24 protein-coding genes are annotated in these 23,147 nt (G+C 70.1%); 12 read left to right on the top strand and 12 right to left on the bottom strand.

All coding sequences use genetic code 11. The features are described 5' to 3' along the window. Positions 1 to 82: 82 nt before the first annotated feature. From WMF34_RS08125 to WMF34_RS08110, 4 genes are all read right to left on the bottom strand, one after another. Positions 83 to 298 carry a hypothetical protein gene (locus WMF34_RS08125; protein ID WP_044964313.1) on the bottom strand — a complete coding sequence of 72 codons (216 nt, stop codon included), beginning with the start codon at positions 296 to 298 and terminating at the stop codon, positions 83 to 85. A gap of 313 nt (positions 299 to 611) precedes the next feature. Next, positions 612 to 1,028 (bottom strand): hypothetical protein, encoded by a 417-nt coding sequence (locus tag WMF34_RS08120; protein ID WP_437992923.1) that lies wholly within the window; start codon positions 1,026 to 1,028, stop codon positions 612 to 614. 534 nt (positions 1,029 to 1,562) lie between these two features. Then, entirely contained in the window at positions 1,563 to 2,006 is a 444-nt protein-coding gene (locus WMF34_RS08115; protein ID WP_157906528.1) for a hypothetical protein, read from the bottom strand. A gap of 246 nt (positions 2,007 to 2,252) precedes the next feature. Then, positions 2,253 to 2,699 carry a YciI family protein gene (locus tag WMF34_RS08110; protein ID WP_437992922.1) on the bottom strand — a complete coding sequence of 149 codons (447 nt, stop codon included), beginning with the start codon at positions 2,697 to 2,699 and terminating at the stop codon, positions 2,253 to 2,255. A gap of 728 nt (positions 2,700 to 3,427) precedes the next feature. On the opposite strand from WMF34_RS08110, the gene WMF34_RS08105 reads away from it, so the two are divergent. From WMF34_RS08105 to WMF34_RS08090, 4 genes are all read left to right on the top strand, one after another. Then, positions 3,428 to 4,240, top strand: a complete 813-nt coding sequence (locus WMF34_RS08105) for a hypothetical protein (RefSeq protein ID WP_437992921.1) — start codon at positions 3,428 to 3,430, stop codon at positions 4,238 to 4,240. A 6-nt stretch (positions 4,241 to 4,246) separates the two neighbouring features. Beyond that, positions 4,247 to 5,236 (top strand): VOC family protein, encoded by a 990-nt coding sequence (locus WMF34_RS08100; RefSeq protein WP_437992920.1) that lies wholly within the window; start codon positions 4,247 to 4,249, stop codon positions 5,234 to 5,236. A gap of 244 nt (positions 5,237 to 5,480) precedes the next feature. Next, positions 5,481 to 6,464, top strand: a complete 984-nt coding sequence (locus tag WMF34_RS08095) for a helix-turn-helix domain-containing protein (RefSeq protein WP_049876201.1) — start codon at positions 5,481 to 5,483, stop codon at positions 6,462 to 6,464. A 204-nt stretch (positions 6,465 to 6,668) separates the two neighbouring features. After that, complete coding sequence (locus WMF34_RS08090) at positions 6,669 to 7,655, top strand: NAD(P)-dependent alcohol dehydrogenase (protein ID WP_437992919.1); 987 nt, start codon at positions 6,669 to 6,671, stop codon at positions 7,653 to 7,655. Between the two features lie 16 nt (positions 7,656 to 7,671). Here WMF34_RS08090 and WMF34_RS08085 read toward each other — a convergent pair whose 3' ends face one another. From WMF34_RS08085 to WMF34_RS08070, 4 genes are all read right to left on the bottom strand, one after another. Beyond that, the gene (locus tag WMF34_RS08085) at positions 7,672 to 7,836 is read right to left on the bottom strand and encodes a hypothetical protein (RefSeq protein WP_012234169.1); all 165 of its coding nucleotides are present in this window, start codon (positions 7,834 to 7,836) and stop codon (positions 7,672 to 7,674) included. 58 nt (positions 7,837 to 7,894) lie between these two features. Beyond that, complete coding sequence (locus WMF34_RS08080; protein WP_012234168.1) at positions 7,895 to 8,671, bottom strand: hypothetical protein; 777 nt, start codon at positions 8,669 to 8,671, stop codon at positions 7,895 to 7,897. Between the two features lie 17 nt (positions 8,672 to 8,688). Beyond that, a complete protein-coding gene (locus WMF34_RS08075) occupies positions 8,689 to 8,844 on the bottom strand; it encodes a hypothetical protein (RefSeq protein WP_437994624.1) in 156 nt (51 codons plus the stop codon). Positions 8,845 to 9,334: 490 nt separating this feature from the next. After that, positions 9,335 to 10,450: a hypothetical protein gene (locus WMF34_RS08070; RefSeq protein WP_437992918.1), complete on the bottom strand. Its 1,116-nt coding sequence runs from the start codon at positions 10,448 to 10,450 to the stop codon at positions 9,335 to 9,337. Between the two features lie 316 nt (positions 10,451 to 10,766). Here WMF34_RS08070 and WMF34_RS08065 point away from each other — a divergent pair, with 316 nt between their 5' ends. The 7 genes from WMF34_RS08065 to WMF34_RS08035 all read left to right on the top strand — a co-directional run bounded on the left by WMF34_RS08065 (position 10,767) and on the right by WMF34_RS08035 (position 17,494). Continuing rightward, on the top strand, positions 10,767 to 11,042 hold the full coding sequence (locus WMF34_RS08065) for a hypothetical protein (protein ID WP_437992917.1): 276 nt from the start codon (positions 10,767 to 10,769) through the stop codon (positions 11,040 to 11,042). 17 nt (positions 11,043 to 11,059) lie between these two features. Beyond that, positions 11,060 to 11,497, top strand: coding sequence for a cupin domain-containing protein (locus tag WMF34_RS08060; protein ID WP_437992916.1), 438 nt, complete (start codon positions 11,060 to 11,062; stop codon positions 11,495 to 11,497). A gap of 255 nt (positions 11,498 to 11,752) precedes the next feature. Further along, positions 11,753 to 12,892, top strand: a complete 1,140-nt coding sequence (locus WMF34_RS08055) for a glucose 1-dehydrogenase (protein ID WP_437992915.1) — start codon at positions 11,753 to 11,755, stop codon at positions 12,890 to 12,892. 47 nt (positions 12,893 to 12,939) lie between these two features. Further along, a complete protein-coding gene (locus tag WMF34_RS08050) occupies positions 12,940 to 14,715 on the top strand; it encodes an IlvD/Edd family dehydratase (RefSeq protein WP_012234162.1) in 1,776 nt (591 codons plus the stop codon). A 26-nt stretch (positions 14,716 to 14,741) separates the two neighbouring features. After that, complete coding sequence (locus tag WMF34_RS08045; RefSeq protein WP_437992914.1) at positions 14,742 to 15,737, top strand: C-terminal binding protein; 996 nt, start codon at positions 14,742 to 14,744, stop codon at positions 15,735 to 15,737. A 67-nt stretch (positions 15,738 to 15,804) separates the two neighbouring features. After that, the gene (locus WMF34_RS08040) at positions 15,805 to 16,506 is read left to right on the top strand and encodes a cyclase family protein (RefSeq protein WP_437992913.1); all 702 of its coding nucleotides are present in this window, start codon (positions 15,805 to 15,807) and stop codon (positions 16,504 to 16,506) included. After that, on the top strand, positions 16,484 to 17,494 hold the full coding sequence (locus WMF34_RS08035) for an aldo/keto reductase (RefSeq protein WP_437992912.1): 1,011 nt from the start codon (positions 16,484 to 16,486) through the stop codon (positions 17,492 to 17,494). Before WMF34_RS08040 ends, WMF34_RS08035 begins: the two co-directional genes overlap by 23 nt. Positions 17,495 to 17,558: 64 nt before the next feature. Here WMF34_RS08035 and WMF34_RS08030 read toward each other — a convergent pair whose 3' ends face one another. The 4 genes from WMF34_RS08030 to WMF34_RS08015 form a co-directional block, all read right to left on the bottom strand. Beyond that, on the bottom strand, positions 17,559 to 19,613 hold the full coding sequence (locus WMF34_RS08030; RefSeq protein ID WP_012234158.1) for an amylo-alpha-1,6-glucosidase: 2,055 nt from the start codon (positions 19,611 to 19,613) through the stop codon (positions 17,559 to 17,561). Positions 19,614 to 19,636: 23 nt separating this feature from the next. Continuing rightward, the gene (locus WMF34_RS08025; RefSeq protein WP_437992911.1) at positions 19,637 to 19,978 is read right to left on the bottom strand and encodes an SCP2 sterol-binding domain-containing protein; all 342 of its coding nucleotides are present in this window, start codon (positions 19,976 to 19,978) and stop codon (positions 19,637 to 19,639) included. A gap of 113 nt (positions 19,979 to 20,091) precedes the next feature. Continuing rightward, a complete protein-coding gene (locus WMF34_RS08020; RefSeq protein WP_012234156.1) occupies positions 20,092 to 20,685 on the bottom strand; it encodes an HdeD family acid-resistance protein in 594 nt (197 codons plus the stop codon). 180 nt (positions 20,686 to 20,865) lie between these two features. Continuing rightward, complete coding sequence (locus tag WMF34_RS08015; RefSeq protein WP_437992910.1) at positions 20,866 to 21,657, bottom strand: hypothetical protein; 792 nt, start codon at positions 21,655 to 21,657, stop codon at positions 20,866 to 20,868. 504 nt (positions 21,658 to 22,161) lie between these two features. Between WMF34_RS08015 and WMF34_RS08010 the strand changes: the two genes are divergently transcribed. Beyond that, positions 22,162 to 23,142, top strand: coding sequence for a hypothetical protein (locus WMF34_RS08010; RefSeq protein WP_157906525.1), 981 nt, complete (start codon positions 22,162 to 22,164; stop codon positions 23,140 to 23,142). The last annotated feature ends 5 nt before the right edge of the window (positions 23,143 to 23,147 follow it).

Raw genomic sequence — 23,147 nt, 5'->3', positions numbered from 1 at the left:
CGCGCCGCGGGCCGGGAGCGTCAGGGCGCAGCCGATCGGAAGGCGCGGGAGCGGCGAACCAGGGACGAACCTGGGCGACACCTCACCAATCAACGAGTTGGCAGCTTCGCAGAAGGACAGAGACGATGCCCCACACGACGCCAAGGACGACCATGAGCTCGACGACGTGACCGAAGGCGTGGATCGGCTTTGGTGCCTTGACCTCTCGCTCGACGTCGCTCGCCTCCACCCAGCCGGAGCGCCGCGCGGCCGTCCCGGAGGCCGAGCTCCCCGCCTCCTGCTCGCGATCGCCGCTCATGACCGGTTCTGTAGCACGCTGCGCTCCCCCACGCGCGCGGCGTTGCCGAAGCCACGCCGAGGGTTGTCCGGGCCTTGGTCCGGGGTTGACCATGCAGGCTTCGACGCCCCGCACGGTCCAGCCCGGCACGGTCCTCGTGAGCACCGCGACCACGGGCAAGGACGGCGGCCTGCTCCGGCGCGTGCTCCTGGCGGTGGCGCCGATGGGGATCCCATCCTCGCCACGGCCGCCAGTGCGCCGCTCTCCGCATGTGTTTGGGTCCGTGTTCGTGGAACGCGCGCGCATCTTCCGTTCGCATCTCGGGCATCGCCGATCACCTGGGGGAGAAACGGATGGCCGCGAGCAGGGCATCGAACACGGCGCGGTCGAGGCGGGTGGTGTAGATCATGTACCTGCGGCGCGCGGGAGGAGGCCCCTCGACGTGGGCGACGAGGACCTCCCTTTCATGGCCGAAGAAGTGGCTGGTGCGGCTGACGGTGGCATCGGCGGCGCCCACCTGGACCTTCCAGGTCTCCACGGCTTTCATGGGGCCTCGGTCGCGCGTGGGTGCACCTTCCCAGGCAAAGAAATAGAGGCCCTGTCCGGAGGCGTCCTGGTAGCTCCGGAAGTGCTCCACGGCGGGGCTCCCCGGGATGAGGGAGGAGACCTCCTCGCGGGTATCCGCCTGGAGGGTGAGCCCGGTGGGAAGGGTCAGAACGAGATCGACGAAGGTAGATGTGCTCGATGTCATGGTCGGGCTGGTGCCAGGGGTGGAAGCGGCGGTGGGAGGTGGAGCAGCGTGTTCGGTCGAGGTGCCGCTGGAACAGGAGAGCGCGAGGGCGGAGGCGAGCCCCTGGACCAAAGGTCGCATGCCCGCAGGGTACAGGAGATCGAGCGTGCGAGAGAGCAACTCTGCGGGGCGCCGAGGCGGTGGGCGGCGCGCGACGCGGGGCGCGGCACGGCGGTCGACGAGGAGCACCTCAAGGAGGCGCTGCACGAGCTGCTCGTCGACGGGGGCCGCTCACCCGGAGCCTCCTCGGCGCTCACGCTCACCGCCCCTCGTGATCACGTGATCACCGTTTGCCCCGGACAGCGCCGGGCAGCTCATCCGGAGGCGGGGACAAGGGGCGTCACATCCGCCCGCGCGGAGGGCAAAAGCTGCCCGAGCATCTGCCTGCCGAGCGCATTGAGCTGTCGCCGCCGGAGCCTTTCACCTTTCACGCTCGACGTCGAGACCCACCCATCCGCTACGTTTGCATCTCCGCCGGCGGCGTGCCCGGCGGTTTCACTGCTCGACTCCCTCAAGCGTGTGGCAGCCATTGCACGAGAAGTCGCCGGTGTTGGTCATCGGGTCGTACGCGGCGATCTGCAGCACATCGGCCATCCGAGGCATGACCGTCTCGAACATCCATGTGCCCCACCGCTCGATCTCCGGATCCTTCACGTACTCGGCGAACGCCTCCTCGGTGGCGGGGAGCGGGGGGAGGTCGGGGCTCGGCATCGCGAAGGTCCCGTCGGCGGCGCCGCTGCCGTGACAGGTCACGCACGTCATTCCCTCGAACTTCGCGTCGAACGCGACGAAGGTCTCCTTCATCTCCGGCAGGACGACATCCTCCATGAACGCGAAGCGCTGATCGAAGCTCATGTCCTCCCACGCGACGGGCGCGTCGTCCTCCTCACCCCCACATGCAGCGACGAACAGGCACATCGCGATCAAGACGCGCTTCATGACCATATTCCTTCTCCCTTCGTGACAGCTCGTGCAGCGTCTCATCCGGCGGCTCGAACCGCTCTTCCCGGTCGCGGCGGCGACGAAGGCCGCATGCCCCGAGCGCCGCCGCCGTCCCCGGCGACAGCCGGCGTCATGATCCCGACCGGCTGTACCCCATAGACCCCGCTGCCCGAGGAAACTCATCGCTGAAAAAAACGCGGGGGAGAAAAATCGAACGCCCATCGGCCCAGACCGCCGCCCGGCCTACTGCGCCCTCGAGAAGGACACGCTCCACGTCGGCGCCACCTCGGCGATGATCTCCCTGAACCGCGGCGGGATGTCCGAGAGCTCCGTCATCTGGTGGATCGTGAGCACCTCGGCGCTCCCGAGCCCGACGGGGCAGCGCAGCGCCCAGGCGATCGCCTCTTCCTTCGAGCCCACCTCGATCAGGTAGAAGCCGCCGACGAGCTCCTTCGACTCGGCGAAGGGCCCGTCGAGCAGGACGCGCTTCCCCCCCGAAATCCCGACGCGCGCGCGCGCCCCGGCGGGATTGAGGCCCTCGGACGCGACCAGCACGCCGGCCTTCTGCATGTCTTCGTTGTATTTCATGTACGCGGCGAACAGCTCCTCGTCCGGGGGCGCATCCTCCGCTGCCTGTGCGTCGTGCTTCGCGTCGTCGGTCGCCCGTGCCGCGGTGATCATGAATCGCATCGTCGAGTTTCCTTCCGGTTCGAAGAGGAGCGCCCCGGCGGCGTCGACCGCTCGGCCCCGCCTCCACCGTCACGACGAACGGGCGACCACGCGATCGACACGCGGGGCGATCTTTTTTGAATTACACTAACGCCTCGTGATCACGAGGTTTTTCTGACGGGCGGAGCTGGACGGTGGGCCCGGACGGGGAGCTCGCCGTCCCGGGGCCGGCAGGGCGGCTCCGGGACGGCGAGCTCCCCAGGCCCGGGGTTTGGCCCTTGGGCCCGCGTTGGGCCCATGCCTCCCGAGGCGGTGCGATCCGTCGTCACGCCCGCCCAAAATCCCCGGAGGATCCGACGGACATCTGGAGCATTGTAAATACATTTTCAAAATCGGGATCCGCATGTCCGCCATGCATCCTCTGCATGTCATCGCCGTCGCCTCGCGCGGGCGTGAGCGCCGCGGCGCTGGCGTGCGGTCCGCCGCGCTGGCGCGAGCTGCGGCGTGCGGGACCTCCTCGTCGATGCATCTGTCATGGCATCGGGGGCCCGTACGCTCCTGCCTCGGTCTCCTTGACGCGGCGGGGGCTCGCGGCAGCATTTATCGCGCTTGCATCGGCCGCCTGCGGCGCCTCTCCGGCCCCGGAGCGCCCCCCGGAGCGCCCCGCACCGGCGCCTTCCAGCGCCGCTCCGGCCACGCCCCCGCCGCCGGCCGCCCCGGCGGCGTGGCGGCAGGAGAGCTCGCTCGGCGTGCAGATCTCGGTCTCGGCCCACTGGGCCGTCAACGATTACGGCTGCAACATGAGCGACAGGCCCACGGTCGTCCGTGGAATGGGGGCGCAGCGCCAGTGCCTCACGCCGGAGAAGCCGACCAAGGAGGTCGCCGAGATCGGGCTCGACGCGCCGAGCGCCGTGGGGGCCGACCCCGCGTTCGCGCACCGCGAGGTGTCGCTAGGCGGCGTGAGCGCTGAGCGCATCGAGGGGCGGGGCGCGGACGGCCGCTACTTCGGCTGGCTGAGGATCCCCTCGCGCAAGATCCTCATCTCCGTCCGGACCCATGACCCCGAGGTCACGCGCCGGATCCTCGACAGCGTGCAGCTCGCCGGCGTCGACCACAACGGCTGCCCCGACAGGCGCCCCCCGTCGAGGCGCCCCGAGGCGACGCACCCGGGCGCGCGGTCGGCGCTGTCGCCCGCCCATCCGACCTCGATCGCCGTCTGCTATTACGGCGAGCACGGCGACGCCCTCCAGTCCTCCGCGCGCCTCTCCGGGGCTGAGGCCGCCGCGCTGGCCGCCGCGCTGAACCAGGCGCCCGCCGGCCCGAACCCCGACGCCGACCCGAAGATGTGCCTGCACCCGCCCGCTCCCCCTCCCGCCGACGCGCTGCTCATCGTGGAGGACGCCGCCGGCCGGGGCACGATCTACGTCGCGTTCTCGGGCTGCGTGGGGCGCGGCCTCGACAACGGCGAGAGGCGAGCCCAGGTGAGCGCCTCGCTCGTCAAGATGTTCATGGAACCATTGCACACCGGCTACGTCTTCCACGGCGATCTGAACGGGAGGTGATCTGGAATGAGTCGTGACATCAATCACCTGCATCACGTAGGCCATGTGGTGAGCGATATGGAGGAGGGGCTCGAGCTCTACCGGCGCCTCGGCTTTCATCTGTCGCCGCCCGCCTACCCCGCGCTGTCGCCCGCGGAGGGCGAGCCTCCCCGGCCGTTCGGCGCGGCGAACACCCACGCCGACTTCCCGCGCAGCTTTGTCGAGCTGATGACCTGCGTCAGCGACGACGGCTCCGCCCGGATCCCCGCCGGCGCGAAGATCATCCCCCTCCAGGCTCCCCCCGAGCACCTGCCGCGGATCATGCAGGCCATCCGCGCGACGGTCGCCAGGATCGCCGCGTGCCTCGCGCGCTTCCAGGGCCTGCACATCCTCGTGCTCGGCGCGCCCGACGCCGCCGCCCTCGCCGGCCGCCTCAGCGCGGAGGGCGTCCGTCACGGGGGCGTCAACACCGTGCAGCGGCCGGTGGAGACCGCGGAGGGGCTCCGGATGGCGCCGATCCGCCTGCTCGAGCTCGACAGCGGCGATCCGGAGGAGGCCGGGTCAGGCCGCGTCCCCGAGGGGAGGATCGCGATGGCGGAGGACCTGCAGGCGGAGCTGCTGCAGACGCAGCTGCACATGGATCATCCGAACGGCGCGGTGGACCTCGTCGACTCCGTGCTCTGCGTGGCCGAAGCTGATCTGCCCGAGGTCGAGCGCCGCTACGAGAAGTACACTGGCCGCAGCGCCCGCGCCGACGGACCGACGCGCGTCTTGGATCTCGAAGGCTCCCGGATCACCCTCGTCGCCGACTCCGATCTGGAGGCGATCTTGCCGGGGGAGCGCGCCCCCGCGCTCCCGGCCTTCGTGGCCTACGCGGTCGCGGTGCGGGACGTCGGCGCCGCGCGGAAGCTGCTGGAGGAGAACGGCTTCCCGCTGAGGGAGTCGGCCTCCGGGGACATCTTCGTTCCAGCCAGCGCGGCGCTCGGGACCGCCGTCATCTTCCGGAGCGCGGGCTGAGCACGCCCGGCGAGCGAAGGTTGCCCGTCCGCGATCGCACAGATCGCCCCCTCGGCGCCCGAAGGCGATCCGCCAGAGGATGGCGGCCGAGCACGCCATCCAGCACCGGCAGGCTCCCCCGTGAGCGCCCGGGCGCCCACGCGGTCGCGGCGTGTCAGCGCATCGCCCGAGGACCGAGGGTGAGCTGGTCCCTCGCCGGCAGCCAGCCGGGCGCGGCGCGTGCTAAAACGTCCGCATGGAGGCGATGAGGATCGAGGGAAGCGAGCGCGATCTCGAGACGTTCGCGGCGGGGATCCTCCAGGGCGCCGCACCCATCGAGACGCCCACCCCGTTCGAGCGCCAGGTGCGCTGGGACCTGCAGGGCAACACGGGCCTCATCAGCGCCTCCACGCTGCGCTCCGGCATCTCCCTCTCCGCCTCCCGGTACCGGTGGGCGTGGGCGTCGGGGATGGTCATCGACCACGCGCCGACGGGGCTGGAGTTCGTCCTGTCGCGGGGACCGCACATGCGGGTGAGGAGCAGCGAGGGAGACGGCTTTCTCCTCGGGGGCGGGATATTCCGCATCGGCCAGGTGAAGAGGCCGCTGAAGCTCGTGTGCGAATGGGACGAGTCGACCCTCGGTCAGGATCAGGACAGCCTCTGCCTCACCATCGACGCATGGCGGCTCCGCGAGCTCCTGGGCTCGCAGGTCCTGCCTGCGCCCCTCGAGCGGATCGTGGCCCACACCGGGGGTTACCCGCGCGCGACGCACGCCATGTCGCCGACCCTGTACCGGCTGCTCGACGAGATCCTGGCCTGCGACGCCAGGGGTCTCTCCCGGCAACTCTACCTGGAGGCCAAGGGGCTCGAGCTGATGGCGGCCATGGTCGATCAGCTGGAGGAGAGCGAGAGCGCAGCGTCGCCGCTCCTCTCGCAGCACGACGTCGCGCGGCTCGAGCGGGCGCGGCACGCCCTGCTGGCGCGCATGGTGGACCCGCCGACGCTCCCGGAGCTCGCCCGGCACGCCGGGCTGAACGAGGTGAAGCTCAAGGCGGGGTTCCGCGCGCTCTTCGGCGCGCCGGTCTTCGCGTACCTCCGGAACCACCGGCTGGAAGAGGCCCATCGCCTGTTGCGCCAGCGGGCGTGCAACGTGACCGAGGTGGCGCAGCGGGTGGGGTACGAGAACCCGAGCAAGTTCGCGGCCGCGTTCCGCAAGCGGTTCGGCGTGCCCCCGTCGACGGTGGGCTGAGCGCCCTGGGGGCGACGCTCGCTGCCGCGGACGGCGAGGGGGCGTGCGGGGAGCATCGCCACGAGAGGTAGGCGCTGCCAGGGGCCGGCTCGAGGCACGGTCCTCCCGCTGGGAGCTGAAAGGCTCCTGCGTGGAGCGGCGGCGTCCGGCGTCCGGAACCACCATCGCAGCGGGCGGCGAAGGGGCTCGCCCCGGGAGAATGCGATGAAGGCGATTGTTCAGTACGAATACGGTTCGGCGGACAACCTGCGGCTCGAGGAGATCCCCATGCCCGCGCTCAGGGACGACGGTGTGCTCGTGCGGATCGAGGCCGCGTCGGTGAACGCGGCCGACTGGCACATGATGCGGGCGGATCCGTTCTTCGTTCGGTTTCTCGGCTTCGGGCTCTTCGCGCCGAAGCACCGGGTGCCCGGCGCCGACATCGCCGGTCGGGTGGAGGCGGTGGGGAAGAACGTGACCCGGTTCCGGGTGGGCGACGAGGTGTTCGGGGATCTGTCCGCTCACGGGTGGGGAGGCTTTGCGGAATACGTCTGCACGTCGGAGCAGGCGCTGGCCCCCAAGCCGTCGAACGTGAGCTTCGAGGAAGCTGCGGCCGTCCCCTTGGCGGCGTTGGCTGCGCTCCAGGCGCTCCGCGACTGCGGGCGGGCTCGGGCCGGGCAGCGGGTGCTCGTCAACGGCGCCTCCGGAGGGGTGGGGACGTTCGCTGTCCAGATCGCGAAGGCCCTGAACGCGGAGGTGACAGGGGTGTGCAGCACCAGGAACCTCGAGCTGGTGCGGTCGCTGGGCGCCGATCACGTCGTCGACTACACGCGCGCGGACGTCACCCGGAGCGGGCACGAGTACGAGCTGATCGTGGACGCGGCGGCTTACCGATCCGTCTCGGACTACCGGCGCGTGCTCCGCGATGGCGGCACGTACGTGCTCGTCGGAGGAACCACCGGGGCGTTTCTGCGGGTCGCGCTCCTGGGGCGATGGTCCGGGTCGAAGGCGATGAAGGTGCACGCGTCGCGTCCGAGCGCCGCCGATCTCATCGCCCTGACGAAGCTGATCGAAGCGGGCACGGTCAGGCCGGTGCTCGATCGGCGTTATCCCTTGAGCGGGGTACCGGAGGCGGTCCGCTATCTGGAGAGCCGTCGCGCGCGGGGGAAGGTGGTGGTTACGCCCGCCACCGCCGTCGTCCCGCCGTCGTGACGCGGGGCCTCCCGCGTCACGTCTCCAGATCGCGCTTCAGCCGCTCGAGGAGATCGACCGCGGCGGTGGCGTGGGGGCTGATCCACCGGTCGTGGATCCGCTTGATGAGGAGCACGTTCAGGTAGTTCCAGCGATGGCGTCCCTCCCGCTTGATGATCACGAGCTCGGCCTTCTCCAGCACGCCGAGGTGCTGCAGGGCGCGCCCGTACCCCGTGCGGCTCTTCGGCGATCGCCCCGCGTCAGACCCCCGTCGCCAGCACGGCGACGGGGGTGGTCGGGAAGACGCGCTTGCGAGCGCCATCGAAGCGCACGCGGACGACGTTGCCCGGCGAGAGCTTCCGAAGAGACTCCTCGCCGGCGAGGAGGGTCTCCTGGTCGACGAAGGCCGGACTGCCGTCGTCGGGGACGACCTCGAAGACGACCACGACGAGGAAGCCATTTTGTTTCACGAACTCCCGCACCACCGAGCAACGGAGGACGCGCCCGCGGCCGAGGGAGCCGAACGATGCGACCAGGGTGGAGGCGAGGTGCCGCAGGAACCGCGCGAGCTGTAGAATCGCGAAGAGGCCCCCCGCCGCGACGAGCGCCAGGTACGCCGGCGACTCGACCGCCTGTGTTGCGGCCCAGGCGGCGATCCCGGCGCCCCCGAAGACGAAGACCGCGTGGAGGAAGAAGCCGAAGCCGTTGATCGGCATGTGACGGACGAGCGTCCAGTAGGCCGAGAGGAACACGCTCTCCACGGCCCGCTCGGCTTCGTCTCTGGACACGGACGCTGCCCGCGCATAGTGGGCAATGGCCTCGTCGCGCTTGCCGTCGACGAGCAGCTGCTTGACGCGCTCGATGTCGTCCTTCGAGACGCTCTGCGCCCTGATTTGCGCGACGGCGGCGCCGGTGGCGGGCCGCTCGACGAAGAGACTCGTGTTGCAGAAGATGCAGATGACGTTGCGCAGCCCCGGCTCGACGGAGAGCGGCGCGCCGCAGTTGGGGCAAGAGGTCATCGAGAGCAGCAGGCTCATGGGCGGGGAAGCCTACCTCAGACCTCGCCTGGGCTCGAGCGAGGCGTCGTCACGCTCTCCCCCAATCCCCGGGGACGCGACAGATCGCGACGGTTCGCCCCCGCGGAGAACCGCCAGCAGACGACCCTGCCGCCCTGCCGGAGCGCGCAGTACCGGGAGTACCCGGCGCTCACCTGGATCGCATCGTCGAGCCCGGGCACCTCGACCGGCTCGGCGTGCGAGGAGGAGCCATCGCTGCCCCAGCAGACGACCTTGCCCGTCGCGAGGCGGGCGCAGTCGTTGAGCTGCCACCCGAGGTGCCGTACGGGGCGATCTCGACGTAGCCGCAGGCGGCAAGGGCGGCGGGGAGAGCGACGGCATAGAGGAAAGGAGCGACAATGGAGCGGGGCATGAGGTCCTCCGTTCGGCGGGCGCTTTCGCCGTACGGAGGAACGATGGGAGCGGGGTGCGGGGACGCTCCTTAAACAGATCTCAAAGCGATGCCGGTCAGCCAGCTTGGGCGACGCGGTGGTGGCGCAGGACGGCGCGCTGACGGGCAAGACCCGGCAGGAACGTCCCCTGCGCAGGTAGACGGCGCGGCGGTGCCCTTCGCTCACCAGGCGCGTCGAGCGAACGCCCGCGCAGTTGCGCAGCCCCGCGCGCAACGGCGCGCCACGCCCCGGGTCAGGGGCACGTCGCCGAGTCGTCGTTGTTGATCACGGACGCTCGTGGAACGCCGGTCCGCTCACGGAGCTCTTCCGCTTCACAGGTGGGGAGCTTCGGGTTCGTCGTGATCTCGAGACCGTAGTGGATCCGCTCGAGCGAAGAAAGTCCATCGAGGCTCGTGAGCTCCCGGTTGTTCGAGATGGTGAGATTCTGCTCGATCGCCCGGAGCGCAGAGAGTCCATCGATGGACGTGAGGACGTCGTTGCTCCCGATGGTGAGATCTTGGTAGATCGTCTCGAGCGCCGAGAGCCCCTCGAGGCTCTCGAGCTTCGCGTTGCCGATGACGAGCAGGTTGGCGAGCTCACTCACGCCGTCGAGGCCCTGCAAGTTCCTGAGAGCCGGGTTGGATTTGAGCGCCACCGCGCCCGTGCCGGTCAGGTTGCGCAGCCCGGCGAGGCTCGCCAGGACGGGGTTGTTCTCGATCTGGATGCCATGGCGCACCGTCGTCAGACTCTCGAGTCCGCCCAGGTCAGCGAGGCGGAGGTTCGAATGGATGTTCAATGAGCCATCCACCACCTTCAGGCCTTCAAGCCCCGCCATGCTCGCGAGCGTATCGTTGTTCACGATCGTCAACCCCGCCGCGATGGACTCGAGCCGCTCGAGCCCCTCGAGCGTGGGCAGGTTACGCGTGTACCGGACGGTGAGCGTGCCCGTGACGCGCCGTAGACAGCCAAGGCGGTGCAGCCGGTTCACCCCTTCGCTGAGCGTCAGGTCCCCCTGGACCTCCGAGATGAGCGGCAATTCGTCGACGTCGACCTGGTACTTCAGATCGAGCGAGCTCGAGATGGGCCGCGCCGTGGCGCAGTCCAGCTCCGCGGGCGCCCCCGCGCTCCCGCCGGTTCCCTCCGGAGCCCCGCCGCCCATGCCGCCCGAGCTCGCTGCCGCGCCGCCGTCGCTCGACCCGGTCGAGCCGAACGGGCCACCCGTGCCGGAGCCGTTGCCCGTGGTCCCGCCCGCGCCACTCGCTCCAACACCTCCTCCTGACGCCGTGTTCCCGGCCTCCCCGGAACCGCCGACCTCGGAGGAGCTTCCCCCTTCCCTGCCGCCCGCGGCGCCTGGATCGTCCAGAAGCACCCTACCGCAAGCCAATGGACCGCCTGCCGCGACGAGCGCTGCCGCCGTTATCGGCGCCCAATACCAAACCCGCGTGCCACGCACCGGCATGACCGAACCTCCGCCACCGAGTATATGCTCAGGCGACGCCCTGGGGTGAGGGTTGGCGCCCGGCGAAGCCGCGCGGATCGAGTCCACACCGTCACGCGCGCCGAAGGTTGCGCCACCATTGACGGAAATGTGCCATGAGCGCGGAGCACCGGGCCCCCGCGGCGCATTCATGGCTCGGGCGCGCGACGAGCCCGTCATGATTCGATGGGATCGTTCTCCGGCTCCGGTGCCTGGCGGCGCAGGTGAAGCTCTTTCACATGCGCGGCGCGTGCTCACGCGCCGATCGTTCCCCGACACGCGGCTCCTCCGCGACGGCACGCCGCGTGCTCGCGACGAGGTGATGCGCTGGGCAGCGTTCCTCAATGCCGGTATGCACAGGGCCTTCAAGCCGATCTTCACGCCGCGTCGGTTCCTCGCTGCCCTCAAGCTTCTCCGCTTCAGCGAACGCATGCGCGCCGACACGGCCGCGCAGAAGGCGCTCGCGATCGACGAGTCTCCCTGACCGACCACGAGGATCCCATGCTCCAGAATCTCCGTTTCGCCTCTCGCACGTCGCGGTTCGTGAAGAGCAGTGCCGCCGTGGCGGCCGTCGCGGTGGGCCTGCTCGCCCGCCCCGCGGTCGCCGCGCCCGAGCCGGTCGTCACGACGCTCCTGACGAAGGAGCTCGCGAACATCCCAGGCAAGGAGCTGATGATGCTCCTCGTCGACTACCCCCCCGGCGCCGCCGATCCGGTGCACCGTCACGACGCCCACGGCTTCATCTACGTCCTCGAGGGCTCGATCGTGATGGGCGTGAAAGGCGGCAAGGAGGTGACGCTCACCCCGGGCCAGACCTTCTACGAGGGGCCCAACGACATCCACACCGTCGGCCGGAACGCGAGCACCAAGAAGCCCGCGAAGTTCCTTGTCGTGCTCGTGAAGAACCGCGGCGTGGCCCCGTTGCTGCCCGTCCAATAATGCATCTCGTGGAGAGCCGGCAGCAAGCGGCCAGCCGAGTCAGGTCGAATCCGGTCAAACGCGATCACACGGGAGAGCTCACCGCCCCCGCGCCCGCCGGGACGCGGCCGCCTTCTCTCGAGCGGTAGGTCCCCGGCGAGTGCTCGCCACGGGCTTGCCGCCCCCGGACGAACGACCCATGGGACCCGGCGCCGGCGTGCCCTGCCTGGCACGCACGACGACGAGCGAGCAGGTGCTCGCAGGAAGAGGGGACGTGTGAAGTCGGTCGCTGCCTTGATGGCCGAGAGGGTTGTGTGTCTCGTCGAGGAGGAAGACCGACCGGAGGCTCGGCGGCTGGCGAACGGGCACGCGCTGCTCCGCACCCTCGCGGTCGGACTGTGCGGGACCGACCGAGAGATCGCCGCGTTCACGTACGGGTCCGCCCCGGCAGGGACGGACCGGCTCGTGCTGGGACACGAGGCGCTCGCCGAGGTCGTGCAGACGGGTGAGGGCATGATTCGCCTTCGTCCCGGAGATCTCGTGGTGCCGACGGTGCGCCGGCCCTGCACGAGGATCGAGTGCCCGGCCTGCCGCGTCGGGCACCAGGACTTCTGCGCGACGGGCGAGTTCATCGAGCGCGGGATCTCCGGGGCGGGCGGCTTCATGACCGAGCTCTTCGTCGAGGAGGAGCGCTACCTCGTCCCCGTCCCTCCGGGGGTCGGCGAGCTCGGCGTCCTCGTCGAGCCGCTGAGCGTCGTGGCCAAAGCGTTCGCCCAGCTGGACGCCGCCCTGACGCGCCTGCCCTGGGAGGACGACGCACCGCGGGGCCTGGTCCTCGGCGCCGGACCGATCGGCGTGCTCACGGCGATGGGGCTGGTCGCGAACGGGTATCGAACGGTCGTGTATTCGAGGGAGCCGGCGGACGGCCATCAAGCGCTCTTCGTGCGCAGCATCGGCGCCGACTACGTATCGAGCGAGTCCACCGACGTCGCGGGGCTTGTGAGGCGCCACGGGCGGTTCGACGTGATCGTCGAAGCGGTCGGCGTGCCGGCGTTCGCGTTCAAGACCCTCCCCGCGCTGGCGGCGAACGGCGCGTTCATCCTCACCGGCATCCCTGCGCCGGGGCCCGCGATGGATTTCGACACATCCGGTCTGATGCGCGATTTCGTCCTCCAGAACCAGCTGATGTTCGGGACCGTGAACGCCGGCCGCAAGTCCTACGAGGCAGCCGTCCGGATGCTCGAGCAGTTCCTGATCCTGTTTCCTGACGCCGCGCGCCGGGTGATCGCGCGGCGGATCTCGCTCGACGAGGCGCCGGCCTGGCTGCGCGCAGGGGGTGGTGGAGCGAAGACGGTGATCCACATCGCGGAGGCCGGAACGGCGGCGCGCGATGAAGGGCTTCGGGCTGCCGGGTAGGCCGTGGCGCCCCCTCGCCCAGGAACCGGGAGCCGGGAAGGACAGCGATGAACCAGAAGCGAAAGCTGAGGAGCCAGGCGTGGTGGGACGACGCGACCAATCCGGAGATGACGGCGCTGTACCTCGAGCGCTACCTGAACTTCGGGCTGACCCGTGAAGAGCTCCAGTCCGGCCGCCCCGTCATCGGGATCGCCCAGACGGGGAGCGACCTCGTGCCATGCAATCGCCATCATCTGAGCCTCGCCGTCCGGGTCAAGGAGGGCGTGCGTGACGCCGGCGGGATCCCGCTGGAATTCCCGGCGCACCCCCTCCAGGAGACAGGCAAGAGGCCCACCGCGGCCCTCGACCGGAACCTCGCGTACCTCGGGTTGGTGGAGGTGCTCCACGGATACCCGCTCGACGGCGTCGTCCTCACGACCGGCTGCGACAAGACAACGCCGTCCTGCCTGATGGCGGCGGCGACGGTCGACCTGCCCGCGATCGTGCTCTCGGGCGGGCCGATGTTGAACGGATATTACCGCGGGAGGCTCGCCGGCTCGGGGCTCGTAATCTGGGAGGCTCGCCGGCTCCTCGCGGCCGGCAGCATCGACTACAGGGAGTTCATGGACATGGTCGCCGCGGCGGCGCCCAGCGTGGGACACTGCAACACGATGGGAACGGCCCTGTCGATGAACGTCCTCGCCGAGGCCGTCGGGATGTCGCTGCCCGGATGCGCGGCGATCCCGGCGCCCTACCGGGAGCGGGCGCAGATGGCCTACGCGACCGGGCGCCGGATCGTGGAGATGGTGCACGAGGACCTGACGCCGAGCGCGATCATGACCAAGGCGGCGTTCGAGAACGCGATCGCGGTCGCCTCGGCGATCGGCGCGTCGACCAACTGCCCCATTCACATGAACGCCATCGCGCGCCACGTCGGGGTCGACTTGACGAACGACGATTGGCAGAGGGTCGGGCAAGACGTCCATTTGCTCGTCGACTGCCAGCCCGCCGGGCGCTTCCTGGGAGAGGATTTCTATCGCGCGGGAGGGGCGCCCGCCGTCATGAACGAGCTGCTCCGCGCGGGCCGTCTCCACGGGGATGCGCTCACCGTGTCCGGACGAACCGTGGGGGAGAACGTGGCGAGCGCCGCCGTCGCCAACCGCGACGTGATCCGGTCGTACGAAGATCCTCTGCTCCGCGCCGCCGGCCTGCTCGTCATGAGCGGGAACCTCTTCGACTCGGCCGTCATGAAGAGCAGCGTCATCGGAGAGATCTTCCGCGACCGCTACCTGTCGGACCCCGCGAATCCCGATGTCTTCGTGGCGCGGGCCATCGTCTTCGAGGGGCCGGAGGATTACCATGCTCGCATCAACGATCCGTCGCTCGGGATCGACGAGCGCTGCATCCTCGTCATGCGCAACACGGGGCCCATCGCCTATCCGGGCTCCGCGGAGGTCGTGAACATGGATCCGCCCGACGCGCTGGTGCGAGCGGGGATATCCCTGCCGACGCTCGGCGATGGCCGCCAGAGCGGCACCTCGGACAGCCCCTCGATCCTGAACGCGTCGCCCGAGTCCGCGGTGGGCGGCGGCCTCGCGCTGCTCCGGACGGGGGATCGCATCCGGGTCGATCTGCGCCGGCGTCGCGTGGACGTGTTGCTCTCCGACGACGAGATCGAGCAGCGCCGCAGGTCCCTGAAGCTGCCGGAGCTCGAGAGCCAGACGCCATGGCAGGAGATCTACCGGAACGCGGTCGGCCCCCTGTCCACGGGCGCGTGCTTCGAGCCGGCCGTTCGGTACCAACACCTCGTTCAGCTTCGCGGGCTGCCTCGCCACTCGCACTGAACGGCACGGGAACGGAGGTAAGGACCATGAGCATGGAACGGACGGGGCAGGTCGTCGTGCTGGACTACGATTTCGGCGACGTCGACATCGAGCGCTCTCTCGTGGAGCCGGCCGGCTTCGAGCTGGTCGCCGCGCAGTGCAAGACCGAGGAGGACGTCGTGGCCGTCGCGCGCGACGCCGTCGGCGTGCTCACGCAGTACGCCGAGGTCAAGGGGCAAGCCATCTCGGGGCTCCGGCGCTGTCAGGTCATCGCTCGGTACGGCACCGGCGTCGACACCGTCGACGTCGCGGCGGCGACCCGCCGTGGGATCCGCGTCACCAACGCGCCGAACGACTGGTGCGCCGACGAGGTCGCCGACCACGCCGTGGCGCTCTTGCTCACGCTCGCCCGCAAGCTGCCCGCGTACGATCGCGCCACGCGCGGCGGATCCTGGTCCTGGCAGGATGGCCGGCCGATCCACCGGATGCGGGGCGCGACCCTGGGGCTCCTGTCGTTCGGCGCGATCGCCCGAAACGTCGCCGCGAGGATGGCGAGCTTCGGTGTGCACATCACGGCGCACGACCCCTTTCTCGACGCGGGCGAGATCCGCGCCGCCGGCGCTGATCCCGTGTCCTTCGACGAGCTCCTGGAGCGCTCCGACTACCTCGTCCTCCAGGCGCCGCTGACCCAGGGGACCCGTGGTCTCTTCGGGGAACGCGAGCTCCGGCGCATGAAGCCGACAGCGATCCTCGTCAACACCGCCCGTGGTCCGATCATCGACGACGGCGCTCTGTACCGGGCGCTCGAGGAGGGGTGGATCGCGGGGGCCGGGCTCGACGACCTCGCCGAGGAGCCGGCGAAGCGCCGGGACTGGAGGCCGACGAGCCCGCTCTTCTCGCTCGAGAACGTCGTCATCTCTCCCCACGCTGCCTATTACTCGGAAGAGTCGATCGAGTTCGTCCGACGATTCGCGGCGAGCGAGGTCGTTCGCGTCCTGTCCGGACAGGAGCCGATGTCGCCCGTGAACCTCATGGCCGCTTGAGGCCGCCGCCTCGCCGGCGCCGGCGGGTACGGCGGATGCATTGGGGATGGGGTGGAGGGACGCGTCCATGCGACAATCAGCCCCGAACCAGGCCCAGGAGCCGTGGGTCGACGTGAGCGTGCCAATCCGTGACGGCATGGTGCACTGGCCGGGCAATCCTCCGGTAGAGATCGTCCAGACGGAGCACCTCGAGCGCGGCGATCCCGCGACCGTCTCACGCCTCTCGCTCGGCGTGCACACCGGCACGCACGTGGATGCTCCGGTTCATTTCATTGTCCGCGCCGCGGGGATCGATCGCGTCCCGCTCGACCGGCTGATCGGCCTCGCGCGCGTCCTCGACCTCGGAGAGATCGATAGCATCCAGCCGGCCCACCTCGAGCCCGTCGAGATCCACCCCGGCGATCGACTCCTCTTCAAGACGAAGAACTCCCGGCGCTGGAGCGAAGAGCGGTTTCGCTCCGACTACACGTACCTGTCCCCGGAGGCGGCCCATCACCTGGTCGAGCGCGGCGTCTGGGCCCTGGGGATCGACTACCTGTCGATCGGAGGCATGGATGGCGGGGCCGAGACGCACCGGGTCCTGCTCGCGGCGGGCGTCGTTATCATCGAAGGGCTGGACCTATCGCGCGTCGAGCCCGGCTCGTACGACCTCGTCGCCCTGCCGATACGCCTGGAGGGGCTCGACGGGGCTCCCGCGCGGGTCGTCTTGCGCCGGCGGCGATCGGAAGAAACGGAGAAGGAGCACCATGGAGCAAACGAACATTCGTGACGTGCCGATCCCCGCGAGCCGGGTCGGCCTCGGGACCTGGGCCATGGGCGGGTATCAATGGGGCGGCGCCGACGACGACGCGTCGGTCCGCACGATCCACGCGGCGCTCGACCTCGGGATCAACCTGATCGACACCGCGCCGGCCTACGGGTTCGGGCACTCCGAGGAGGTCGTCGGACGGGCCATCGCCGAGCGGGGCCAGCGCGAGCGGGTGGTCCTCGCGACCAAAGGGGGCCTCGAGCGACGCGGCAACGCGCTCTTCCGGAACGGGACGCGCAAGCAGCTCCTGGAGGAGGTCGAGCTCTCGCTCGTGCGTCTGCGCACCGACTACATCGATCTCTATCAGGTTCACTGGCCGGATCCACAGACGCCCTACGAAGAGACGGCCCAGGCCCTCCTCGATCTCCAGCGTCAAGGCAAGATCCGCGCGATCGGCGTCTCCAATTACTCGATCGACGCCATGCAGCGGTTCCGCGCTGTCGCGCCGATCGCGTCGGCGCAGCCGCCGCTGAACCTCTTCGAGAGGCAGGCGGAGGGGGACATCCTGCCTTGGTGTCGCGACAACGGGGTCGCCACGCTCACCTACGGCGCGCTCTGCCGCGGGCTCCTGAGCGGCGCGATCGACGAGAAGACCGAGTTCAAGGGGGACGACCTCAGGAAGACCGATCCGAAGTTTCAACCTCCACGCTTCGCGCAGTACCTCGACGCGGTGAGGGGCCTCGATCGGTTCGCGCGCGGCCGCTACGCTCGGGGCGTGCTCGCGCTCGCGGTGCGCTGGGTGCTCGACCACCCGGGTGTCTCGGTGGCTCTCTGGGGGGCTCGACGGCCGGAGGAGCTCACGCCGATCAACGAGGTGATGGGATGGAGCCTCGACGACGAAGCCCGCGCCCACATCGACGCCGTGCTCACCGGCGCCGTGCGTGACCCGGTGGGTCCCGAGTTCATGGCGCCGCCGGAGCGCCCCCCCGCGGCGCGCAGCGCGGCCTGACGCTGCCTGCGCGGATCCCGCGAATCCATGGCGACGGCCACGAGCTGGCCGCCGCCATGGCGACTCACGCCGCGCGGAGCCCCGACTCAGGGCGCGCTCGACCGAAGGCGTCGCACCTGCCCCAGCGCCCGGGGATGTCGAGCAGCCGGATCTCTCCGAACTCGGCGGGGACCGCCGGATCGACGAACAGGCGATTGCCCATCGGCTCCAGCCCGAGCACGACGCGCAGAAAGAGCAAGGGAGCCGCGGTGGCCCAGGCCTGGGGGCTGCACGCGGTCGGATACTCGACAGGGAAGCTGGTGAGCTCTCGTGGATACCCGGCGAACGCCTCCGGCAAGCGGTAGTGGAAGAAGGGCGCCGCGGCCAGGTTGCCCGTCGCGACGCGCCCGGCCTCCACGCTGAAGCCGTAACGCCGGAGCCCGAGCGCGATCAGCGAGTTCTCGTGCGGCCAGACCGTACCCACGTGATATCCGATGGGGTTGTACCCGCCCTCGTCGTCGGCCATGGTGCGCACCCCCCAGCCGCTGAACAGATGCGGTCCGAGGAGGTGCTCCACCACGCGTTCGGCCTTGGATGTCTCGACGATACCGCTCCAGAGCAAGTGACCGATGTTCGAGGTCAAGGAGTCGACCCGGCGCTTCTGGCCGTCCAGCGCGAGCGCGAAGAACCCGCGATCGTCGAGCCAGAAGTCCTGATTGAATCGACGCTTCAGCTCGGCCGCGTCTCGCTCGAGGCGCGCCGAAAGCTCGGGGTCCCGCCAGAACTCGCGCGCGAGCCGGGCGCCGCGCACCTTCGCGTCGTAGACGTAGCCCTGGATCTCGCAGCACGCGAGAGGCCGCCGCGCGAGCGATCCGTCATGAAAGACGATCGAGTCCCACGAGTCTTTCCAGCACTGGTTCTCCAGGCCGGTCTCGGGGTTGCGCGTGTCGTACTCGACATAGCCGTCCCCGTCGCGGTCCCCCCACTCATCGATCCATCGAAGCGCGGCGCGCGCGGTGTGCTCCATCGACAGGACGAGCTCCGCGTCGCCGGTCCAGCGCTCGTACTCGTCCAGCAGGATCAGGAAGAGCGGCGTCGCGTCGGCAGAGCCGAAGTAGGGGGAGTGCGGCCGCTCCTCGAAGGCGGTCAGCTCGCCCCAGCGAACCTCGTGGAGGATCTTTCCCGGCTCCTCGTCGCGGAAGTCGTCCCGGCGGCTGCCCTGGCGGCGCGCGAGGTAGCGGAGCGTGGAGCGCGAGAGCTCGGGGACGAACGGCAGCGCTTGCAGGCTCGTGATGATGCTGTCGCGGCCGAAGGCCGCCATGAACCACGGTAGACCGGCGGCCGGAATGGCGGCGTCCGGCATCAGCTTGGAGAAGAAGCGCAGCGCGGCCAGGTCGATGAGGCTCCGCTCGTACGTCCGGGCGAGCGTCTCGTTCGCGGTGAGGAGCCGCGGCGCGTGGTCGATCCAGCTCTCGAGGCTGATGCCGATGTTCGGGCGCGCGTGGCTCTCGCCGTGGGCGTACTTCACCCGGGTGTGCCGCTCCTCGAGGCCGTCGATCGCCGCCACGACGTCGAGGCACGTGCTCCAGCGGCCGTGCGGCGCGATGCTCGCCCGAAAGGTCAAGCCGCTCGGATCGATCTGCGCGGGCTGCGAGGCGGAGATCCACGTCTCGCGCACGAAGCGCTCGCGTCGATAGCCGAGGACGAGCCGATTGTCCTCGATGCGGTGATAGCGCTCCCCTTTCTTCGGGAGCATGTCCTTGACCTCGAACAGGTCGGCGAAATCGGCGCCGGCCTGGATGCGGACCTCGAGCTCGACGGGGAGCTTGCCGTGGTTCATGAGCAGGAGGTCCTCGTGGAAGCCGTCGCCCACGAACCGGCTCCGGACGATCGAGAGGGTCGATTCGACGTACATCGCGGCGGGCCTCGGGACGAGGAAGAACTGGGCCTGGAAGTACTGCACGTCGTCGGTGGACAGCGCGGCCGGGACGACGCCGTCGATCGTCAGGATCCATTCGGAGAGAAAGCGCGTATCGAGGTGAAAGAGGCCGAGCGGCCGGCTGACGGAGTGCTCGATGTTGCCGCGCAGATCGCTGACGACGAACGTGCCGCCGTCCAGAATGCTCACTTGCCGTTCCATGGGCCCCCTCCGATGACGGTGGCTCAGCGCGTCGCTTCCGGAGCCTGTTGATCTCCCGGGGAGAAGACGCTCTGAAACATCTGGGCGACGCCCAGGTCTCCTCGCACGCCGACGCGGCCCTGCATGATCGCCGTGATCAGGTTCTGTTCACCGCGAAAGATCCGCAGGAAATCGTCGAGCGAGCAGGAGAGCTGGCAGTCCTCGATCGCGCCTTCGGGCGCGATTCCGAAGGACCCGTCGGCGATCTCCACGACGACGCGCTCGTCCTCGCTGAGCTGCACGGCGCACACCTTCCGTGTTCCTCGCAGGCGGGCGTCGTAGCGTCCTGCCGCGAGATCCTGGATGAGCTTCCTTGCTTGCGACATGACGCGACATGATCAAAGAGTGTGTCCGGTTTGCCAACCTGCCCTTCGCGCTCCCCGCGCTCCTTGCCCCGAGCAAGGGGTGTGCCCTTCTGCGCGGCGCGGAGGTCGCCTCTTCACGCTCGCGTGTCGAGCACGCGAGCGCCGCCCAGCGCGATCAGGATCATCGACATACCGCCGGTCAGGAGGCTGATCCCGACGAGCAAGCCGAGCACCCGCACGGCCGTGGTGACGCCTCCGGTGATGATCAGCATCCCGAGCCCAAACGCGAGGATGCCGTCGAACACGAGCCATCCCGAGCCCCGCAGCCCGCGGTGCTGATAGGCGCGGATGAGCTTGAGCGCGCCCTCGGAGATGAAGTACGCCGCGGCGATCACCATCAGCGCGAGCTTGCCGGTCATCGGGGCGACCACAAGGAGGAGCCCGAACGCCACCTGCACCAGGGCGCTCACGAGCTCCCAGCGGGCGCCGGCCCAGCCGCGGCTCTGGATGGCGTGACAGCCCTCGGCCACGCCGGCGAGCACGATCAACCAGCCGAGGGCGATGGCGGTGACCCGGGAGGCGACGAACGGCATGACGAACGCGAGCACCCCGAGCACCATCGTGGCCACGCCGATCGCGAGGAACCAACCGCGGTTCTCGCGCACGGTGTGAAAGTCGACCTGCGCAAAGCGAAGCGACCTCGTGGACTCTCCGAGCGGAGCAACCATGGGAGACCTCTCTGGTTCGTGGAGCACGCGTGTCCCGTCGGTCACCCGCCGCGCGAGGACCAGGTGGCCGGGACCGCGTCCGCCTCGAGCATCGCCCGTGCCAGCGCGCCGGCGAGAACATTGTGCCTGGCGCTCGCGGGAGGCTTCACGGCCGAGGGCGGCCAGCAGCGCACCGCGTGATCAGCGGGCGGTGGCCTTCGCGGCCCTGGTGCTCGGGCTGGTCGCCTGCCGGACCGCGCGCCGCTGGAGCTTCGAGCCCTGCTTCGCGCGATTGGCGCTCTTGCGCGTCGACTTGCGCGACGGGCGGTCCTGCGCCGAGTCTTCGAGCGTCGCGGTGGCCTTCCGTGTCCTCCGCATCGTGTTGCGCCGCGCCGTCGAGCCGCCGCCCGCCTTCCGGTCGGTCGCGCTCTGCCCCGGAGCGGCCGTGTCGACGGGAACGTCACGCCGCGACTTCTCGGGCCGCTCCAGCGCGCGCTCGAGGTTCTCCTCGCTGCGCCCCACGCGCCGCCCGATGAAGCTGCCCTCGGGTGATGGATGATTGCGCCGCGCCGGAGCCGCCGCGCTGCGCTTCGCCGCTCGCGCCGTGGGCTTCGGGCCGCGCGCCGGCGCGCGCGACGCGGCGCGCGGCGCGCGCTCGAGGGCGCTCTGCACGGCCCGTACGATCCCCGGGACGGCCCTGTCGATCGTCTCGCGCGGCTCTCGACCTCGCATCTGGTAGACGACGCTCGGGTGCCCGCTCAGGACGACCTTCACGTCGCACGCGACGTCGACGCCGCCGCGTGGCCCGTTCACGTCCGTGAAGCGCACCGTGAGCCGCTCGATGTCGCGCGCGAACCGCCCGAGCTTCGCCCCGAGGGTCTGGCGCACGTGCGCCCTCGTCGGCTCGTCGACGCCGACGCCGAAGGTCCGCATCGCCAGCGGGGTCCGCTCCGTCGGTGTGCGCCCGGCGCGCGCCCGGACCGGTCGTGGCACGGTGGAAGGGAACTGCGGACGTCGCCCGGTGGATGGTCGCCCCATGCGCGCAACATCGAGACCGGCCCCCCGTCGTCAAGCGTCGCGGCCACCGGCGAGATCGTGTTCCTGTTCCATCCGCCGCACCTCGGTCGGCCGCCAAGCCCCGCCCGCCCGGGCACCCGCGCGTCCGCCGCTGGCGTCGGAGCCGCTTGTCAGCGGCTCGTCAATGCGAGTGACAACCCGTGCAAGACAAGGCCTTATTCACCGGCGGGTCGTTGTTCGGATCGTCGTCAGGTTCCGGACCGTTGAACCAGCTGCGCGATGGCGCGCGCTTGCCTCGTTCGCGGGTGAGAACACGAACATCGAGAGGCCGTCCGAACGCCCGATGCTGCAAGAGCGGTGTTGTTCGTCTTATCCTCCGGGCGCGTGGCACCTCGACCTCAGAAAGTCTCCGCCCCGCCGAGCGATCCTCGTCGGGTGCGCGCGCTCCGCAATGCCGTCCGCCAGGGCGCGATCGCAGTCGTGGGATGGCTCGTCCTGGTACGAGCGGAGGCCGCCCACGCCGCGAACGTGGGGGCCGCGGTGGAGCTCGATGAGCAGCGCTGCGTGACGCTCGACGCGGTGCGGGCGGCGGCCGCGCTGCGCGGAGGGCACGTGGACGCCGACTCCCCGGTACGGCTCCGGGTCCATGTGCGCGAAGCGGAGCCGCCGAGCGCGGTGACGCTCGTGATCACGGGAGAAGGCGCGCACGGCGCCATCGAAGCGCGCACGATCGTGGCAGACTCCTGCGCAGAAGCCGTCTCTGCGCTCGGGCTGGTCGTCACGATGGCCGGCGAGGACGAGCTGGCCCCGGTCGAAGCTCCCCGCGCCGAGCCACCCTCCCTGACGCCGCCGGCCAGACCGTCGCAAGACACAGCCCGCGAGCTCAGCGCAACCTCCACAGCGCCGCCGGCGAGATCGTCGCGAACCACGGCTCGCGAGACCACACCCGCGACGAAGCTGTATACGGCGCTCGGCCTCGTCGCCACGCCGCTCCACGAAGGGCCGGCAGGAGCGCGGCTCTCGGGCGGGTTCGCATCGGGTCGGCTGTTCTTGCCATGGGCCGAGCTCGGCATGGGGGCCACGTTGCCGCGCACCGTCTTCGGAGGAGGAGCGGCGGTGAACCTCACCTGGCTCACCGTTCGTGCCTCGCTGGCGCCGCTCGGCGCATCCCTCGGCGATCACGTCTTCGTGAGTGCTTACATCATGCTCGATGTGGGCGCGTTGCTCGCCTCGGGGGAGGGAGCGCCGAAGGTCGACAGCCGATGGCGCCCGTGGATCGAGGCTGGCGCCGGCGCACGGATGCGCGCGCTGCTCGGCGCATGGTCCTTCGTGGAATGGCAGGTCGGGGCCGCGCTGCCCCTCCTTCGGGACGAGTTCTACTACGTGCACGGCGGGACGGCCTATCAGGCTCCCGCCGTGCGGCTTGACGCTGCGCTTTCCGTCGGGGTGCTCTTTCCGTGATCAAA

This window comes from Sorangium sp. So ce145 (genome assembly GCF_051525985.1).
Lineage (GTDB): Bacteria > Myxococcota_A > Polyangia > Polyangiales > Polyangiaceae > Sorangium > Sorangium cellulosum_B.
This window is presented reverse-complemented; position numbering and strand designations above follow the sequence as displayed.

Excerpts from the sequence above, each read along its gene's own strand:
- WMF34_RS08060 (WP_437992916.1), top strand. The coding sequence starts at position 11,060 with ATGCTCCAGAATCTCCGTTTCGCCTCTCGCACGTCGCGGTTCGTGAAG.
- WMF34_RS08045 (WP_437992914.1), top strand. The coding sequence starts at position 14,742 with ATGAGCATGGAACGGACGGGGCAGGTCGTCGTGCTGGACTACGATTTC.
- WMF34_RS08030 (WP_012234158.1), bottom strand. The coding sequence starts at position 19,613 with ATGGAACGGCAAGTGAGCATTCTGGACGGCGGCACGTTCGTCGTCAGC.
- WMF34_RS08080 (WP_012234168.1), bottom strand. The coding sequence starts at position 8,671 with ATGAGCCTGCTGCTCTCGATGACCTCTTGCCCCAACTGCGGCGCGCCG.
- WMF34_RS08115 (WP_157906528.1), bottom strand. The coding sequence starts at position 2,006 with ATGAAGCGCGTCTTGATCGCGATGTGCCTGTTCGTCGCTGCATGTGGG.
- WMF34_RS08100 (WP_437992920.1), top strand. The coding sequence starts at position 4,247 with ATGAGTCGTGACATCAATCACCTGCATCACGTAGGCCATGTGGTGAGC.
- WMF34_RS08035 (WP_437992912.1), top strand. The coding sequence starts at position 16,484 with ATGGAGCAAACGAACATTCGTGACGTGCCGATCCCCGCGAGCCGGGTC.
- WMF34_RS08050 (WP_012234162.1), top strand. The coding sequence starts at position 12,940 with ATGAACCAGAAGCGAAAGCTGAGGAGCCAGGCGTGGTGGGACGACGCG.
- WMF34_RS08095 (WP_049876201.1), top strand. The coding sequence starts at position 5,481 with ATGAGGATCGAGGGAAGCGAGCGCGATCTCGAGACGTTCGCGGCGGGG.
- WMF34_RS08025 (WP_437992911.1), bottom strand. The coding sequence starts at position 19,978 with ATGTCGCAAGCAAGGAAGCTCATCCAGGATCTCGCGGCAGGACGCTAC.
- WMF34_RS08090 (WP_437992919.1), top strand. The coding sequence starts at position 6,669 with ATGAAGGCGATTGTTCAGTACGAATACGGTTCGGCGGACAACCTGCGG.
- WMF34_RS08110 (WP_437992922.1), bottom strand. The coding sequence starts at position 2,699 with ATGCGATTCATGATCACCGCGGCACGGGCGACCGACGACGCGAAGCAC.
- WMF34_RS08125 (WP_044964313.1), bottom strand. The coding sequence starts at position 298 with ATGAGCGGCGATCGCGAGCAGGAGGCGGGGAGCTCGGCCTCCGGGACG.
- WMF34_RS08120 (WP_437992923.1), bottom strand. The coding sequence starts at position 1,028 with ATGACATCGAGCACATCTACCTTCGTCGATCTCGTTCTGACCCTTCCC.
- WMF34_RS08020 (WP_012234156.1), bottom strand. The coding sequence starts at position 20,685 with ATGGTTGCTCCGCTCGGAGAGTCCACGAGGTCGCTTCGCTTTGCGCAG.
- WMF34_RS08040 (WP_437992913.1), top strand. The coding sequence starts at position 15,805 with ATGCGACAATCAGCCCCGAACCAGGCCCAGGAGCCGTGGGTCGACGTG.